Annotated in this window: 15 protein-coding genes and 2 pseudogenes; 11 read left to right on the top strand and 6 right to left on the bottom strand. The window is 60.8% G+C overall.

Translation table 11 applies throughout. The features are described from left to right. The first annotated feature begins 21 nt into the window (after positions 1 to 21). The 4 genes from PSH66_RS24685 to PSH66_RS24670 all read left to right on the top strand — a co-directional run bounded on the left by PSH66_RS24685 (position 22) and on the right by PSH66_RS24670 (position 3,985). On the top strand, positions 22 to 786 hold the full coding sequence (locus PSH66_RS24685) for a sulfite exporter TauE/SafE family protein (RefSeq protein WP_305427792.1): 765 nt from the start codon (positions 22 to 24) through the stop codon (positions 784 to 786). Positions 787 to 904: 118 nt separating this feature from the next. Next, positions 905 to 1,495: an NAD(P)H-dependent oxidoreductase gene (locus PSH66_RS24680; RefSeq protein WP_305427791.1), complete on the top strand. Its 591-nt coding sequence runs from the start codon at positions 905 to 907 to the stop codon at positions 1,493 to 1,495. A gap of 30 nt (positions 1,496 to 1,525) precedes the next feature. Beyond that, positions 1,526 to 2,422 carry a LysR family transcriptional regulator gene (locus PSH66_RS24675; RefSeq protein WP_003176064.1) on the top strand — a complete coding sequence of 299 codons (897 nt, stop codon included), beginning with the start codon at positions 1,526 to 1,528 and terminating at the stop codon, positions 2,420 to 2,422. Positions 2,423 to 2,539: 117 nt separating this feature from the next. After that, the gene (locus PSH66_RS24670; protein WP_003176063.1) at positions 2,540 to 3,985 is read left to right on the top strand and encodes a SulP family inorganic anion transporter; all 1,446 of its coding nucleotides are present in this window, start codon (positions 2,540 to 2,542) and stop codon (positions 3,983 to 3,985) included. Between the two features lie 4 nt (positions 3,986 to 3,989). Here the strand turns inward: PSH66_RS24670 and PSH66_RS24665 are convergent, their stop codons facing one another. Then, positions 3,990 to 4,370, bottom strand: coding sequence for a lysozyme inhibitor LprI family protein (locus PSH66_RS24665; RefSeq protein WP_003176062.1), 381 nt, complete (start codon positions 4,368 to 4,370; stop codon positions 3,990 to 3,992). Between the two features lie 249 nt (positions 4,371 to 4,619). Here PSH66_RS24665 and PSH66_RS24660 point away from each other — a divergent pair, with 249 nt between their 5' ends. The 4 genes from PSH66_RS24660 to PSH66_RS24645 are packed head-to-tail and all read left to right on the top strand — an operon-like array spanning position 4,620 to position 8,705. Further along, on the top strand, positions 4,620 to 5,969 hold the full coding sequence (locus PSH66_RS24660; RefSeq protein ID WP_305427790.1) for a gluconate:H+ symporter: 1,350 nt from the start codon (positions 4,620 to 4,622) through the stop codon (positions 5,967 to 5,969). Between the two features lie 12 nt (positions 5,970 to 5,981). Further along, complete coding sequence (locus tag PSH66_RS24655; RefSeq protein WP_305427789.1) at positions 5,982 to 6,842, top strand: MurR/RpiR family transcriptional regulator; 861 nt, start codon at positions 5,982 to 5,984, stop codon at positions 6,840 to 6,842. 1 nt (position 6,843) lies between these two features. Further along, positions 6,844 to 8,307: an amidohydrolase family protein gene (locus PSH66_RS24650; RefSeq protein ID WP_305427788.1), complete on the top strand. Its 1,464-nt coding sequence runs from the start codon at positions 6,844 to 6,846 to the stop codon at positions 8,305 to 8,307. Positions 8,308 to 8,336: 29 nt separating this feature from the next. Beyond that, positions 8,337 to 8,705, top strand: a complete 369-nt coding sequence (locus PSH66_RS24645; RefSeq protein WP_042945279.1) for a glyoxalase superfamily protein — start codon at positions 8,337 to 8,339, stop codon at positions 8,703 to 8,705. A 193-nt stretch (positions 8,706 to 8,898) separates the two neighbouring features. Here PSH66_RS24645 and PSH66_RS30275 read toward each other — a convergent pair. Beyond that, positions 8,899 to 9,492, bottom strand: a pseudogene (locus PSH66_RS30275) (methyl-accepting chemotaxis protein); the annotation flags it as partial. Between the two features lie 309 nt (positions 9,493 to 9,801). Next, positions 9,802 to 10,818, bottom strand: a pseudogene (locus PSH66_RS30270) (methyl-accepting chemotaxis protein); the annotation flags it as partial. A 271-nt stretch (positions 10,819 to 11,089) separates the two neighbouring features. Between PSH66_RS30270 and PSH66_RS24635 the strand changes: the two are divergent. Next, positions 11,090 to 11,707, top strand: coding sequence for an FKBP-type peptidyl-prolyl cis-trans isomerase (locus PSH66_RS24635; protein WP_003176055.1), 618 nt, complete (start codon positions 11,090 to 11,092; stop codon positions 11,705 to 11,707). Between the two features lie 59 nt (positions 11,708 to 11,766). Here the strand turns inward: PSH66_RS24635 and PSH66_RS24630 are convergent, their stop codons facing one another. The 3 genes from PSH66_RS24630 to PSH66_RS24620 form a co-directional block, all read right to left on the bottom strand. After that, positions 11,767 to 12,024 carry a hypothetical protein gene (locus PSH66_RS24630; RefSeq protein WP_003176054.1) on the bottom strand — a complete coding sequence of 86 codons (258 nt, stop codon included), beginning with the start codon at positions 12,022 to 12,024 and terminating at the stop codon, positions 11,767 to 11,769. Between the two features lie 159 nt (positions 12,025 to 12,183). Next, positions 12,184 to 12,525, bottom strand: a complete 342-nt coding sequence (locus tag PSH66_RS24625; protein WP_042945274.1) for a zinc ribbon domain-containing protein YjdM — start codon at positions 12,523 to 12,525, stop codon at positions 12,184 to 12,186. A 129-nt stretch (positions 12,526 to 12,654) separates the two neighbouring features. Next, complete coding sequence (locus tag PSH66_RS24620) at positions 12,655 to 13,623, bottom strand: polyprenyl synthetase family protein (RefSeq protein ID WP_003176052.1); 969 nt, start codon at positions 13,621 to 13,623, stop codon at positions 12,655 to 12,657. Between the two features lie 239 nt (positions 13,624 to 13,862). On the opposite strand from PSH66_RS24620, the gene rplU reads away from it, so the two are divergent. Together rplU and rpmA are read left to right on the top strand one after the other, a co-directional pair. Continuing rightward, positions 13,863 to 14,177 (top strand): 50S ribosomal protein L21, encoded by a 315-nt coding sequence (gene rplU / locus PSH66_RS24615; protein WP_003176051.1) that lies wholly within the window; start codon positions 13,863 to 13,865, stop codon positions 14,175 to 14,177. A 34-nt stretch (positions 14,178 to 14,211) separates the two neighbouring features. Then, positions 14,212 to 14,469, top strand: a complete 258-nt coding sequence (gene rpmA / locus PSH66_RS24610) for a 50S ribosomal protein L27 (protein ID WP_003176049.1) — start codon at positions 14,212 to 14,214, stop codon at positions 14,467 to 14,469. Positions 14,470 to 14,592: the final 123 nt, after the last annotated feature.

The following is a 14,592-nucleotide window of genomic DNA, read 5'->3' as shown; positions in this document are numbered from 1 at the left end:
CCAAGCCCGCACAATCACCCAATGAATACCTTCCTAACCTTCTACCAAAACCTCGGCCCGACCCTGACCCTGCTGGTGATCGCCACCTTCCTGCTGGCCGGCGCCGTCAAGGGTGTGATCGGCATGGGCTTGCCTACTGTGGCGATGGGCCTGCTCGGCCTGGCTATGTTGCCGGCGCAGGCTGCGGCGTTGCTGATCATTCCTTCAACGGTGACGAACCTGTGGCAATTGGCGTTCGGCGGCCACCTGAGTGCCTTGCTCAAGCGCCTGTGGCCGATGTTGTTGCTGATTTTCCTCGGCACCGGGCTTGGCACGGTGTGGCTGGGCATGGATGGCGGGCGTTGGGTGGTGCGCGCCTTGGGCGGGGCGTTGCTGGTGTACGCGTTGAGTGGATTGTTCATGCCCACCTTCAAGGTAAAAACCTCCACTGAACGCTGGTTTGGACCGGTGTGTGGGCTGATCACCGGCCTGATCACCTCGGCCACTGGCGTGTTCGTGATTCCTGCGGTGCCGTACCTGCAAGCGCTGGGTTTGAATCGCGATCAACTGGTACAGGCGCTGGGGTTGTCGTTCACGGTGTCGACGCTCGCCTTGGCCGCCGGATTGGCCTGGCGGGGTACGTTGGGCGGTGGTGAAGTCACTGCTTCATTGCTGGCGCTGGTGCCGGCGTTGCTGGGTATGTGGCTCGGCCAGGCGCTGCGCCAGCGCATCAGTGCCGTGCTGTTCAAGCGGATATTTTTCATCGGCATGGCGCTGTTGGGCGCTCATCTGCTGATCAGTGGTTAACAATGTGCTCGGTATTCGTGCTTTTTGCTCAAAGGTATTTTGTTGCGCGGATGCTTATTCCGAGGGGCTGAGGTCGATAGTCTGCATCCAGACATTTCAACCTTCTGGATGCCCTCTTATGAAAAAAGTACTCCTGCTCAACGGCGGTAAAAAATTCGCCCACTCCGATGGCCGCTACAACAACACCCTGCATGACACCGCTTTGGCCGTGCTGGACCGTGGCGGCATCGACGTCAAGGTCACGCATATCGACCAGGGCTACGACGTGGCCGAAGAGGTCGCCAAATTCCTCTGGGCCGACGTGATCATCTACCAGATGCCCGGCTGGTGGATGGGCGCGCCGTGGATCGTCAAGAAGTACATCGACGAAGTCTTCACCGAAGGTCATGGCAGCCTGTACGCCAGCGACGGTCGTACCCGCTCCGATGCCTCGCAGAAATATGGCAGCGGCGGCCTGATCCAGGGCAAGCAGTACATGCTGTCGCTGACCTGGAACGCGCCACGGCAAGCCTTCGACGACCCGAGCGATTTCTTCGAGGCCAAGGGGGTGGACGCGGTGTACTTTCCGTTCCACAAGGCCAATCAGTTCCTCGGCATGACCGGCCTGCCGACCTTCCTCTGTGTGGACGTGATGAAAAGCCCGGCGATCGAGGCTGACGTGGCGCGTTACGAGCAGCATCTGGCGCAGGTCTTCAGCCTCTCGGTGTAAGCTGCGCGGAACCGATTGCGAGGACCGCCTGTGAAAGCCCGATCCGATGAGTTACAGATCTTCGTCAGCGTCATCGAGTGCGGCTCGATTTCGGCCGCGGCGGAGCAGGTCGGGCAGACGCCGTCGGCGGTCAGCCGCACCTTGTCGCGCCTGGAGGCCAAGCTCGACACCACGCTGATCAACCGCACCACGCGGCGCATGGACCTGACCGAGGAGGGCAAGTACTTCTTCGAGCAGGCCAAGCTGATCCTGGCGCAGATGGATGAGCTGGAAGAGCGCTTGTCATCGCGCCAGAAGAACCCCGCCGGGCGGTTGCGCATCAACGCTGCGGTGCCGTTCATGCTGCATGGGATCGTGCCGTACATCGCGGAGTTTCGCAGCCTCTATCCGGATATCCAGTTGGAGCTCAATAGCGATGACCTGATCATCGACTTGCTGGAGCAGAGCACCGACATCGCGATCCGTATCGGCGCCCTGGCGGATTCCACCCTGCACGCGCGTTCACTGGGCTGCACCCCGCTGCATATCCTCGCCAGCCCCGATTACCTCAAGCAGTACGGCGCGCCGCAGACCGTCGCCGACCTGGCGAAGCACACCTTGCTTGGCTTCACCCAGACCGAAACCCTCAACCACTGGCCGCTGCGCCATGTGGAGGGCGACCGTTGGCTGATCGAGCCGGGTATTGCCGCGTCCAGCGGCGAAACCCTGCGCCAGTTGGCACTGCAAGGGCAGGGTATTTGTTGCCTGTCGAACTTCATGACCAGCGCCGATATCGACGCCGGGCGCCTGGTGCCGGTGCTGGAAACGTTCAACAGTGGTTATCGCCAGCCGATCCATGCGGTGTTCTATCGCAATTCGCAGTTGGCGTTGCGCATCCAGTGTTTCCTGGATTTTATCCAGGCCAAGCTGGCGCGGTATGCGTGCTGAATGGGTGGGGCTCGCGAAGAGGGCTATCCGGTTTAACTGTCGTTACACATTACTGGCCCCACCGAGCGCAATTTCGTACCATTCCCCGCCTAATCCCCCGCAATGCCCTGGTACCTCATGAATCTCTCCCGTCTGCGCGCCGATGCCCTGGCCGGCCTCACCACGTCTTTCGCGCTGCTGCCCGAGTGCATCGCCTTTGCCTTGGTCGCCCATCTCAACCCGCTGATGGGCCTGTATGGCGCCTTTATCATCTGCACCCTCACTGCGTTGTTCGGTGGTCGTCCGGGCATGGTCTCGGGGGCGGCGGGATCGATGGCGGTGGTGATCGTCGCGCTGGTGGTGCAGCACGGCGTGGAGTACCTGCTGGCAACGGTGTTGTTGGGCGGGCTGATCATGATGACGTTCGGCCTGTTGCGCCTTGGCAAGCTGGTGCGCATGGTGCCGCACCCGGTGATGCTGGGGTTCGTCAACGGCCTGGCGATCATCATCGCGTTGGCGCAGCTGGAGCATTTCAAGAACGCTGAACAATGGCTCAGCGGCGCGCCGTTGTATGTGATGAGCGGGTTGGTCGCGGCGACCATGGCCATCGTCTACCTGCTGCCGCGCATCACCCGCGCGGTGCCACCGGCCCTGGTGGCGATCCTCGGCGTGGGCCTGGCGGTGTACCTGCTAGGCTTGCCCACCCGCACCCTCGGCGACATGGCGCACATTGCCGGCGGCCTGCCGAGCTTCGCGTTGCCGCAGATCCCCTGGACCCTGGAAACCCTGGGCATCATTGCGCCTTATGCGTTCCTGATGGCGATGGTCGGCCTGCTGGAAACCCTGCTGACCCTCAACCTCACCGACGAAATCACCGAGACCCGTGGCTACCCCGACCGCGAAAGCGTGGCCCTGGGCGCGGCGAATATGGTCTCGGGCCTGTTCGGCGGCATGGGCGGTTGCGCGATGATCGGGCAAACCGTGATCAACCTCAGTTCCGGCGGGCGCGGGCGTTTCTCCGGGGTGTTTGCCGGGGTGATGATCCTGCTGTTCATCCTGTTTCTATCGCCGCTGATCGAGCGTATTCCGCTGGCGGCGCTGGTGGGGGTGATGTTCGTGGTGTCCCAGCAGACCTTCGCTTGGGCTTCATTGCGGGTGATCAACAAGGTGCCGGTCAATGACGTGCTGGTGATTATCGCGGTGACGGTGATCACGGTGTTCACTGACCTGGCCACCGCGGTACTGTGCGGGATCGTGATCGCAGCGCTGAATTTTGCCTGGCAGCAGGCCCGTGAGTTGTATGCCGATGAACACCTGGAGGCCGATGGCAGCAAGCTCTATCGCCTGCACGGCACCTTGTTCTTTGCCTCGACCACGCCGTTTTTGAACCAGTTCGACCCGGCCAATGACCCGGCCGAGGTGACGCTGGATTGCCGCCATCTGAGCTTCGTCGACTACTCGGCCATTGCCGCGCTGATGACCCTGCGCGAGCGTTACACCAAGGCCGGCAAGCACCTGCGCGTGCTGCATTTGTCGGAGCGCTGCCGGAAGCTGCTCAAGCGCGCTCGTGTGCATCACGAATAAGTGATCAAGGCCCGACCAGGTCTTCCAGTTCCTGGGCTCGCGCCTGGGTCATATCGAGTACGCAGCCGGTGCCATTGACTTGGTCGATGGTGCCGCCGGTGGCCGAGCCGATAAATTGGCAATTGGCATCGCGGTACTTTATCCACAGGCGCTGCACGTCTTGCAGCTGCTGCTTGCGATTGCCTTCCTGAGCCGCGAGGGCCGTCTGGTAGGCCTTGTTCAGGCGCGTGTCCTGCACCTTGGTTTCCTTGATGTTGCAAGTGACCATGTCGGCGGTGGTGTCGGCGCCATCCATGCACTTTTTCAACGCCGGGTTCTCGGCGGCGGCAGCGGTGCCGCACAGGGCGAGCAGCAAGACGCTGACGGCGAATGTCGTACGAATCATGTCCGTTTTTCCTGGGCAATCAAGGGATGTGAATTTTAAGACTCAAGCGCGTCCGTTGAGTTTCCGACCTTTCTGATCTTCATGTAAGAACCCCCCTCGAATTTTCATACACAGGTGTTGGGCATATCCCGACGCGACAACCCTTATCCGTGGGCGAAAATTACTTTCATAAAAATTGAAAACGCTCCTTGGTAATGATTTATGAGTTTCACAACCAATTCGACGTGACCCTTTTCCGAGGAGTACCGCATGGCCGCATCACCGGGCTTCGGGCTATTGGCATACGCTGCCATCGCCATCATTGCTTTGATCGTGCTGATCGCACGTTACCGGCTCAACCCGTTTATCGTCATCACCCTGGTGTCCATCGGCCTGGCGCTGATGGCCGGGATGCCGGCGGACACCATCATGGGGTCCTATGAAGCCGGCGTCGGCAAGACCCTGGGGCATATCGCACTGGTGGTGGCGCTGGGCACCATGCTCGGCAAGATGATGGCCGAGTCCGGCGGGGCCGAGCAGGTGGCGCGCACGTTGATCAACCGGTTTGGCGAGCGCAATGCCCATTGGGCCATGGTGTGCATCGCGTTCCTGGTGGGGCTGCCGCTGTTTTTCGAAGTAGGATTTGTGTTGCTGGTGCCGATCGCCTTTACCGTGGCACGGCGTGTGGGGGTGTCGATCCTGATGGTCGGCTTGCCGATGGTCGCAGGCTTGTCGGTGGTGCATGCGCTGGTGCCGCCGCACCCGGCGGCGATGATGGCGGTGCTGGCGTATAACGCGTCAGTGGGGCAGACGGTGCTCTATGCGATCCTCATCGGTATCCCGACGGCGATCATCGCCGGCCCGGTGTACGCCAAATTCATTGTGCCGCGTATTCACCTGCCGGCGGAAAACCCGCTGGAACGCCAGTTCATCGAGCGCGAACCCCGTGAGCGTTTGCCGAGCTTTGCACTGACCATGGGCACCATCCTGTTGCCGGTGGTGCTGATGATGATCGGCGGTTGGGCCAACGTGATTTCCACTCCGGGTACGGGCTTCAACCAGTTCCTGCTGTTTATCGGCAACTCGGTGATCGCGCTGCTGGTGGCGACCCTGGTGAGTTTCTGGACCCTGGGCCTGGCGCAGGGCTTCAACCGCGAGTCGATCCTCAGGTTCACCAATGAATGCCTGGCGCCGACCGCGAGCATCACCTTGCTGGTGGGCGCGGGTGGCGGGTTGAACCGGATATTGGTGGACGCTGGCGTTACCAATGAAATTCTCGGCCTAGCCCATACCTTCCACTTGTCGCCGCTGGTGATGGGCTGGCTGTTCGCGGCGTTGATGCGGATTGCGACGGGCTCAGCCACGGTAGCCATGACTACGGCTTCGGGCGTGGTAGCCCCGGTCGCCCTGGGCCTGGGTTATCCACATCCGGAATTGCTGGTGTTGGCCACCGGCGCGGGCTCGGTGATTTTTTCCCACGTCAATGACGGCGGCTTCTGGCTGATCAAGGAATACTTCAATATGACGGTGATCCAGACCTTCAAGACCTGGACCGTATTGGAGACCCTGATTTCGGTGGTGGCCTTCGCTCTGACCTACGGTCTGTCCTGCCTTCTGTAACCCGGAGCCCCCATGGACATCCTCTACCAGATCCGCGCCCGCCAGGCGTCCTTCAGCGCCGGCGAAGGGCGTATCGCCCAGCTTATGCTCGATGATGTGGGCTTTGCCGCATCGGCCAGCCTGGAGGAATTGTCCCAACGGGCCGAAGTCAGCACGGCGACCTTGTCGCGCTTTGCCCGCAGCGTCGGTTGCCGCGACCTGCGTGATTTGCGCCTGCAACTGGCCCAGGCCAGTGGTGTCGGCAGCCGCTTCCTCGACCCTGCCGGGTTACCCGAACAGTCGGCCTTTCACCGGCAGATTCTCGGTGATATCGAGGCGACGTTGCGTCAGCATTTGTCGGGATTCAGCCAGGCAAGTTTTGTCGATGCGGTCAGCCTGTTGGGCAAGGCGCGGATGATCCATGCCTTCGGCATGGGCGGCCCATCGAGCCTGTGCAGCGATGAGTTGCAGGTGCGCCTGGTGCGCCTGGGCTACCCGATTGCCGCCTGCCATGACCCGGTGATGATGCGCGTCACCGCCGCCACTTTGGGCCCGGACCACGCGTTGATCGTATGCTCGCTCACCGGCCTCACCCCGGAGTTGCTGGCGGTGACGGAGCTGGCGCGCAACTACGACACGCGCATCATCGCCATCACCCTGACCGATTCGCCTCTGGCGCAATTGGCCGATGTGCTGCTGCCGCTGCAGCCGGCCGAAACCAGTTTTATCTACAAGCCCACGGCGGCGCGCTACGGCATGCTGCTGGCCATTGACCTGCTCGCCACCGAGCTGGCGTTGGCCCTGCCGGACGACAGCCAGGAACGCCTGCGCCGGATCAAGCTGGCCCTGGACGATTATCGCGGCGGCCCCGATAGCCTGCCGCTTGGAGACTGATATGGAGTACGACACGCTGATTCGCCAGGCGCTGGTGATTGATGGCAGCAACACGCCGGGGTACGTCGCCGATGTGGGACTGCGCGAGGGCCGTATCGAGGCGATTGGCGACTTGTCCACAGCCGTGGCCGAGCAGGTCATCGACGCCCGGGGCCGCGTGTTGGCGCCGGGCTTTATCGACGTGCACACCCACGACGATACTGTGGTGATCCGTTATCCGCAGATGCTGCCCAAGCTCAGCCAGGGTGTGACTACGGTAATCGTCGGCAATTGCGGCATCAGCGCGTCGCCGGTCAGCCTGCGCAACGATCCGCCGGACCCGATGAACCTGCTGGGCACGCGCGAGGCGTTTATATATCCGCGTTTCAGCGATTACCGCATCGCCGTCGAACACGCCCATCCGGCCGTCAATGTCGCGGCGCTGATCGGCCACACGGCGCTGCGCAGCAACCAGATGGACGACCTGCATCGTACGGCCACCCCGAATGAAATCGCCGCCATGCGTGTGCAGTTGCAAGAGAGCCTTGAAGCCGGCGCGCTCGGTTTATCCACAGGCCTGGCTTATGCCAGTGCGTTTAATGCCGAGACCGATGAAGTGCTGCAACTCAGTGAGGCGCTGACCGCATACGGCGCGGTGTACACCACCCATCTGCGCAGCGAATTCGAACCGGTGCTGGAGGCAATGGACGAGGCGTTTCTGATCGGCCGGCATGCCAGGGCGCCGGTGATTATTTCCCACCTCAAGTGTGCCGGTGCGGGGAACTGGGGACGTAGTCCGCAGCTGCTGGCGGCGCTGGAAAATGCCGCGAAAACCCATCCTGTGGGCTGCGATTGTTATCCCTATGCGGCCAGCTCATCGACTCTGGACCTCAAGCAAGTGACCGATGCGTTTCGCATCACCATCACCTGGTCCACACCGCACCCTGACATGGGCGGGCGTGATCTGCAGGATATCGCTGCCGAGTGGGATGTTTCGCTGATGGACGCCGCGCGTCGCCTGCAACCGGCGGGCGCGGTGTATTACGGCATGGACGAGGCGGATGTGCGACGCATCCTGGCGCATCCATTGTCGATGGTGGGCTCCGATGGCTTACCGGAAGATCCGTTTCCGCACCCACGGTTGTGGGGCGCGTTTCCACGAGTGTTGGGGCATTTCAGCCGGGATGTCGGGTTGTTCCCGCTGCACACGGCAGTGCACAAGATGACCGGCTTGTCGGCGGCGCGTTTCGGTCTGTCGCAACGCGGAGAAATTCGTGAAGGGCATTGGGCGGACCTGGTGTTGTTCGATCCTTTGCGGGTGCGGGACGTGGCGGATTTCAAAACGCCGCAACGCGCGGCAGAAGGCATCGATGGGGTATGGGTCAATGGCGTGTTGAGCTACAGCGACGGGCAGGCGAATGGCGAGCGGGCGGGGCGGTTTCTGCAACGCAGTGGGGATTTGCGGGGTGGGTTTTCGCCTTTATAGTGGGCGATCTCATACACGGAGCGGTCGCCATGCACTTAGGAAAAGTCACCCCCATCCTGCGAATATTCGACGAGGCCAAGGCGCTGGAATTCTACGTCGACTTCCTCGGGTTCAAGGTCGATTGGCAGCATCGATTCGAAGCGAATTTCCCGCTGTATCTGCAAGTGTCGTTGGGCGAGTGCGTGCTGCATTTGTCCGAACACCATGGCGATGCCTCACCCGGCGCGGCGGTGCGGATTCAAGCGCAGGGCGTGGACGCGTACCAGCGGCAATTGCAGGGCAAGGATTACCGTTACGCCAAGCCTGAGGTTGAGCAAACGCCTTGGGGTTCGCGGGAGATGAGCATCAAGGACCCGTTTGGGAACCGGGTGGTGTTTGTCGAGGAAGGCGAGGGCTGAGAGGTAAATCGCAGGCAATAAAAAACCGCCTTGGCAGATAATACCAGGCGGTTAAGGGCGAGCCCTGTACCTGTGGCGAGGGAGCTTGCTCCCGTTGGGCCGCGAAGCGGCCCCGCTCTTTGTTTTATAAAGAAGGGACTGCTGCGCAGTCCAACGGGAGCAAGCTCCCTCGCCACGGTGATTTTGCCGGTTTTTAAACGCGGAAATGACTGACCATCTGCTGCAACTGGCTACCCAAACGCGCCAGTTCCACACTCGACTTGGCCGTCTCTTCACTGGCGGTGGCGGTCTGCTCCGACACATCACGCACATTCACAATGCTGCGGCTGATCTCTTCAGCCACCGCGCTTTGCTGTTCGGCTGCAGCGGCGATCTGCTGGTTCATCGACTGGATGTTCGACACCGTACGGGTGATGTTTTCCAGGGATACGCCGGCCTTGCGTGTCAGCTCGACGCTGCTGTCGGTGAGGCTGCGGCTGTTGTTCATCACGTTGGCCACTTGCTGGGTGCCATTCTGCAAACCGGCGACCAGGCCTTCGATTTCTTCGGTGGATTTCTGCGTGCGCTGGGCCAAGCCACGCACTTCGTCGGCCACCACGGCAAACCCGCGGCCGGCTTCACCGGCACGTGCCGCTTCAATCGCCGCGTTGAGCGCCAGCAGGTTGGTCTGTTCGGCCACGGCCTTGATCACGTCCATCACGCTGCCGATCTTGTTGCTCTCTTGTTGCAGATGGCTCATGGCGTCGGTGGAACGCGCCACTTCAGCGGCCAGGCGTTCGATCTGGGCGATGGCCTCGGCCACCACTTTGTCGCCTGCGCGGGCCTGGCCATCGGCATCCGCCGCCGCCAGCGAAGCCTGTTCGGCGTTGCGCGCCACTTCCTGGACGGTGGCGGTCATTTCGTGCATCGCGGTGGCGACTTGATCGGTCTCGATCTTCTGGCTGTTCACCCCGGCGCTGGTTTGCTCGGTTACGGCCGACAGTTCTTCGGCGGCGCTGGCGATCTGGGTCACGCCGTCACGAATCCCACTGATCAGTTCGCGCAAGGTGCTGCCCATGCGCTGGATGCCTTGTTGCAGCACGCCCAGTTCATCACGGCGGGTGACCTGGATGTTGTGGCTCAGGTCGCCCGAGGCAATACGCTCGACCACGGCCAGGGTGTCTTGCAATGGACGGGTGATCTGGCGAGTGATCACCAGCGCGGCGATGATGCCGACCAGCAGTGCCAGCAGGGTGCTGATCAATTGCAGGCTACGGGCCTGGGCGCTTTCGGCGTCGCGGCGGTTGAGCTGGATCTCGTAGAGCTTGTCGCTGATGGTGACGATATCCGCGCCCTGGGTGGTCATTTCCGCACGAGCGGCGACGATGTTGGCGTTCGCCACCTTGTAGTTCTGCACGGCGGTGCGGTACGCGCTCAGGGCGGTTTCCAGCGCGCTCAACGCGCTTTGCTGGCTGGCGCCGAAGGCGGCACTGAGGTCTTTCAAGCCACTGATGGTTTTTTCAATTTGCGCGGCTGCGCGGGCTTCGGTGTCCGGGTTGACGTTACCGGTGTAGCCGCGCACTTCGTAGCGGGCCGACAGAAACTCGAACTTGGCATTGGTCACGGCCTGGAACTGAGCGAAGCGCTCGGGGCTCTCGGGCATCCGTTGCACCGTCGCATCCAGCGCGTTGATCTGCGCGTTGGCGATGTCGGCCTTGTCGCCCATCACCTGGCGCGAGGCGTTGCCGTTACGGTAAGCCTCGCGCATTTTGTTCAGTGATTGCTGGTAAGCGGTGATGACCGCTTTCTGCTCGTTGAGCAGCTTGACGTTTTCCGGGCTCTTGAAACTGTCGAGCAGTTTCTGTTGTTGGGCCGCGAAGGCGTCCAGGCTGCTCTGTACGTTCTGCGCCACGGCTTCATCGCCGTTGGCCAGCATGTACTGCAGGCGCACGATCCGCAGTTTGGTCAGCGAGGCGTTGAGCTGGGTGATGTCGCTCATCCAGTTGCTGCGGTCGATCAGGCTGCCCAGGCTGGTCCAGCCGGTGAGAGCCAGGATCGAGGTGAGGACAAGTACCAGGCCAAAGCCCAGGCCCAGTTTGAGGTTGACGCTGATGTTACCGAACCAGCTGTTCATCTAATGCTCCACAAGAATGATGTCTGTTTGCTGGGCGGTATTGTTTTTTGAGCCAGCCAAGGTGTAGGCCGTTATCGGCGGCCGGGTGTGAATCTGAAGGGCTTAATTTGGGGGTGCGACAAAGGGTCATCATCGCGGTGCGGCGATGGCGACCCGGATGGATTACAGCGTTGCAGGGGCTCATCACGACCCGGTCTTGTGTGCTAGTCTGCGGGCCCTTTTAGTTTTGGACGGCGCGGTTAATCGCGTTGTCCTGCAGCGGAGCCTCTTCATGTCCGAAGTTAATCTGTCCACCGACGAAACCCGCGTCAGCTACGGTATCGGCCGTCAGTTGGGCGACCAACTGCGCGACAACCCACCACCGGGCGTGAGCCTGGACGCGATCCTGGCCGGCCTGACCGACGCATTCGCAGGCAAGCCAAGCCGTGTTGACCAAGAGCAAATGGCCGCCAGTTTCAAGGTCATCCGCGAAATCATGCAAGCCGAAGCGGCTGCCAAGGCTGAAGCGGCCGCAGGCGCCGGCCTGGCGTTCCTGGCTGAAAACGCCAAGCGTGATGGCATCACCACCCTGGCTTCCGGCCTGCAGTTTGAAGTGCTGACCGCCGGTGACGGCGCCAAGCCGACCCGTGAAGACCAGGTGCGCACCCACTACCACGGCACTCTGATTGACGGCACTGTGTTCGACAGTTCCTACGAGCGTGGCCAGCCTGCAGAATTCCCGGTGGGCGGCGTGATCGCCGGCTGGACCGAAGCCCTGCAACTGATGAATGCCGGCAGCAAATGGCGCCTGTACGTGCCGAGCGAATTGGCCTACGGCGCTCAAGGCGTTGGCAGCATCCCGCCGCACAGCGTTCTGGTATTCGACGTCGAACTGCTCGACGTTCTGTAAGACCTGCTGTTACCTGTAGGAACGAGCTTGCTCGTTCCTACAGTGTTTTGCCGGTGTACTCATGGATGGAACTTGCCATTGAGCTCCGTCGCCGGGCGCAACGCCCGGGCATAGCAGAACAGGAACAGATTACGCACCACTTCTTTCAGCACACCGGGTTCGCTTGAACTCAGGCCATTGACGTCCAGGTCGCCTTGGTCCTGTAGTTCAGTCAGCGCTTCTTCTTCCAGCACCGCACAGACTTCACCGGTTTCCCGATGCAGGATTCGTAGGTAAGGATGGGGGCGGTCCAGCCAGGCATCGATCAAATAAGTCATGGTCGTTCTCCTTGATGAGTTTCAATGAGAATAATTCTTATTCGTGGAATAGCAAGTGCCTATTGGCGGTTTCTGGTTTTTTCTGTGTGGGTATTGAGAAAGGTCAACGGGGAGGGCAAAGCGCCATCCCGCGGCGGGCGCGGGATGGAAACAGCAGGTTCAGACTTTGCGCACGAATTCGGACTTGAGCTTCATCGGGCCGATACCGTCGATTTTGCAATCGATGTCATGGTCACCGTCGCACAGGCGGATGTTCTTGACCTTGGTGCCGACTTTTACCACCAGGGAAGTGCCCTTGACCTTGAGGTCCTTGATCACGGTGATGGTATCGCCGTCCTGCAGGACGTTGCCCACAGAGTCTTTCTTCACGGTTTCATCGCCGGCCACTTCGGCCTCGCCACTGGCGGACCACTCATGGGCGCATTCCGGGCAGATCAGTTGGGCGCCGTCTTCGTAGGTGAATTCGGAATTGCATTTCGGGCAGGGTGGCAACGTGCTCACTAAAGCTCCTCGGGAGTCAGGGATGGCTAAAAGTCGCACATTATATAAGGTTTTTGGCTCAGGGGCGCCCTGGAATTGGCAATACAACCTAAATGTGGAGGGGCGGCGCCCCTCCCACATGCAAGTATTTTAGTGCGTACGCGCGACCGCGAACTCACTCAGCTCAACCAGGGCGTCCCGGTATTCGCTGGCCGGCAGGGCTTCCAGGCATTTGATTGCACGGGCCACATAGTCACGCGCCAGTTGCGCGGTGTAGTCCAGCGAACCCGAAGCTTCCACGGCAGCGCGGATGCTTTCCAGGTCCTCGATGCCGCCTTTCTGGATCGCCTTGCGCACCAGGGCGGCCTGTTCCGGCGTACCTTCGCGCATGGTGTAGATCAGCGGCAAGGTCGGTTTGCCCTCGGCCAGGTCGTCACCGACGTTCTTGCCCAGGGTTTCGGCGTCGCCGCGGTAGTCCAGCAGGTCGTCCACCAGCTGGAACGCCACGCCCAGGTGATCACCAAAGGTGCGCAGCGCTTCGGCCTGTTCGGCGCTGGCGCCACACAACGCGGCGGCGCTATGGGTCGAGGCTTCGAAGAGCATCGCGGTCTTGCCGCGAATCACTTCCATATAGGTTTCTTCGGTAGTGCTGGCGTCACGCACCTTCGACAGTTGCAATACTTCGCCTTCGGCGATGATGCGCGTGGCCTGTGAAAGGATCTTCATCACCGGCATCGAGCCCAGCTCGACCATCATTTCGAACGAGCGCGAATACAGGAAGTCGCCCACCAGCACGCTCGGGGCGTTGCCCCACATGGCATTGGCGGTTTCACGGCCACGGCGCATGCCGGACATGTCGACCACGTCGTCATGCAGCAGGGTGGCGGTGTGCAGGAACTCGATGGTAGCGGCGAGCAGGCGCAGGTCATCGCCTTCGCGGCCCAGGGCCTTGCCACACAGCAACACTAATAAAGGACGCAGGCGCTTACCGCCCGCCGACGTAATGTAGTCGCCAATTTTGGAGACCAGCGGCACTTTAGACGTCAGCTGCTGCTTGATGATGCCGTCGACGGCGCTAAAATCGTCCGCGACCGCGCGGTAGAAAGCTTGGGGTTGCATCAGCGACAGTCGCTCCAGAAGGGTTGCGCGGCATGCTAGGACCCTGACCCCGCAGTGTCAAGGCGCGATAGACGGCCCCTTGCAAGCCTTCCACAGCTTGCGTACAATCGCGCACCCTGAACTTCCTGGGCAGCACCTGCCTTACGCAATTGCATTCGGGACGTCCATCCCATGCAGCCATGCCAGCCAATACCTCTTCTTATAAAGCGCTGGGTGAGCAGGATTATCGGAGAAATACCATGTCGTACGCAGTAATTGTTACTGGTGGCAAGCAATACAAGGTCGCCCCAGGTGAATACCTGAAGATCGAAAAACTGGAAATCGCTACCGGCGAATCCGTTACTTTTGATCGCGTTCTGTTGGTCGCCAATGGCGATGACGTGAACATCGGCGCTCCAGTTGTTGCTGGCGCTACCGTTGTGGCTGAAGTGATCTCCCAAGGTCGTCACGATAAAGTCCGCATCATCAAGTTCCGTCGTCGTAAGCACCACATGAAGCGTATGGGCCACCGCCAGTGGTACACCGAGATCAAAATCACCGGTATTCAGGCTTAATTTCAGCCTAATTCCTCACTAGGAGAATTGACTCATGGCACACAAAAAAGCTGGTGGTAGTACCCGTAACGGTCGCGACTCAGAAGCCAAACGCCTTGGCGTTAAGATGTATGGCGGCCAGAAAATCATTCCGGGCAACATCATCGTGCGTCAGCGCGGCACCCAATTCCACGCCGGTTACGGTGTTGGCATGGGTAAAGATCACACCCTCTTCGCGAAAATCGAAGGCGTGATCAAGTTTGAAGTAAAAGGCGCGTTCAACCGCCGTTACGTGAGCGTTGTCGCAGCTTAATTGCGAGATCGCTGGAAAAGCCCTGTCTTGCGACGGGGCTTTTTCGTTTGTGGAGTGAGTCTCTTGCAAAGCTGTTTGTAATGAGCTCAGGCGCTGGATAGGCGGTCGCTGTTTGAGGTCGCT

The sequence above is a fragment of the Pseudomonas sp. FP597 genome (assembly GCF_030687435.1).
Lineage (GTDB): Bacteria > Pseudomonadota > Gammaproteobacteria > Pseudomonadales > Pseudomonadaceae > Aquipseudomonas > Aquipseudomonas lactucae.
Note: the sequence above shows the minus strand (reverse complement) of the source record. Positions and strands in the feature narration are given on the sequence as shown.

Coding starts and splice junctions, on each gene's coding strand:
- PSH66_RS24685 (WP_305427792.1), top strand. CDS start 22: ATGAATACCTTCCTAACCTTCTACCAAAACCTCGGCCCGACCCTGACC.
- PSH66_RS24680 (WP_305427791.1), top strand. CDS start 905: ATGAAAAAAGTACTCCTGCTCAACGGCGGTAAAAAATTCGCCCACTCC.
- PSH66_RS24670 (WP_003176063.1), top strand. CDS start 2,540: ATGAATCTCTCCCGTCTGCGCGCCGATGCCCTGGCCGGCCTCACCACG.
- PSH66_RS24665 (WP_003176062.1), bottom strand. CDS start 4,370: ATGATTCGTACGACATTCGCCGTCAGCGTCTTGCTGCTCGCCCTGTGC.
- PSH66_RS24660 (WP_305427790.1), top strand. CDS start 4,620: ATGGCCGCATCACCGGGCTTCGGGCTATTGGCATACGCTGCCATCGCC.
- PSH66_RS24655 (WP_305427789.1), top strand. CDS start 5,982: ATGGACATCCTCTACCAGATCCGCGCCCGCCAGGCGTCCTTCAGCGCC.
- PSH66_RS24650 (WP_305427788.1), top strand. CDS start 6,844: ATGGAGTACGACACGCTGATTCGCCAGGCGCTGGTGATTGATGGCAGC.
- PSH66_RS24645 (WP_042945279.1), top strand. CDS start 8,337: ATGCACTTAGGAAAAGTCACCCCCATCCTGCGAATATTCGACGAGGCC.
- PSH66_RS24635 (WP_003176055.1), top strand. CDS start 11,090: ATGTCCGAAGTTAATCTGTCCACCGACGAAACCCGCGTCAGCTACGGT.
- PSH66_RS24630 (WP_003176054.1), bottom strand. CDS start 12,024: ATGACTTATTTGATCGATGCCTGGCTGGACCGCCCCCATCCTTACCTA.
- PSH66_RS24620 (WP_003176052.1), bottom strand. CDS start 13,623: ATGCAACCCCAAGCTTTCTACCGCGCGGTCGCGGACGATTTTAGCGCC.
- rplU (WP_003176051.1), top strand. CDS start 13,863: ATGTCGTACGCAGTAATTGTTACTGGTGGCAAGCAATACAAGGTCGCC.
- rpmA (WP_003176049.1), top strand. CDS start 14,212: ATGGCACACAAAAAAGCTGGTGGTAGTACCCGTAACGGTCGCGACTCA.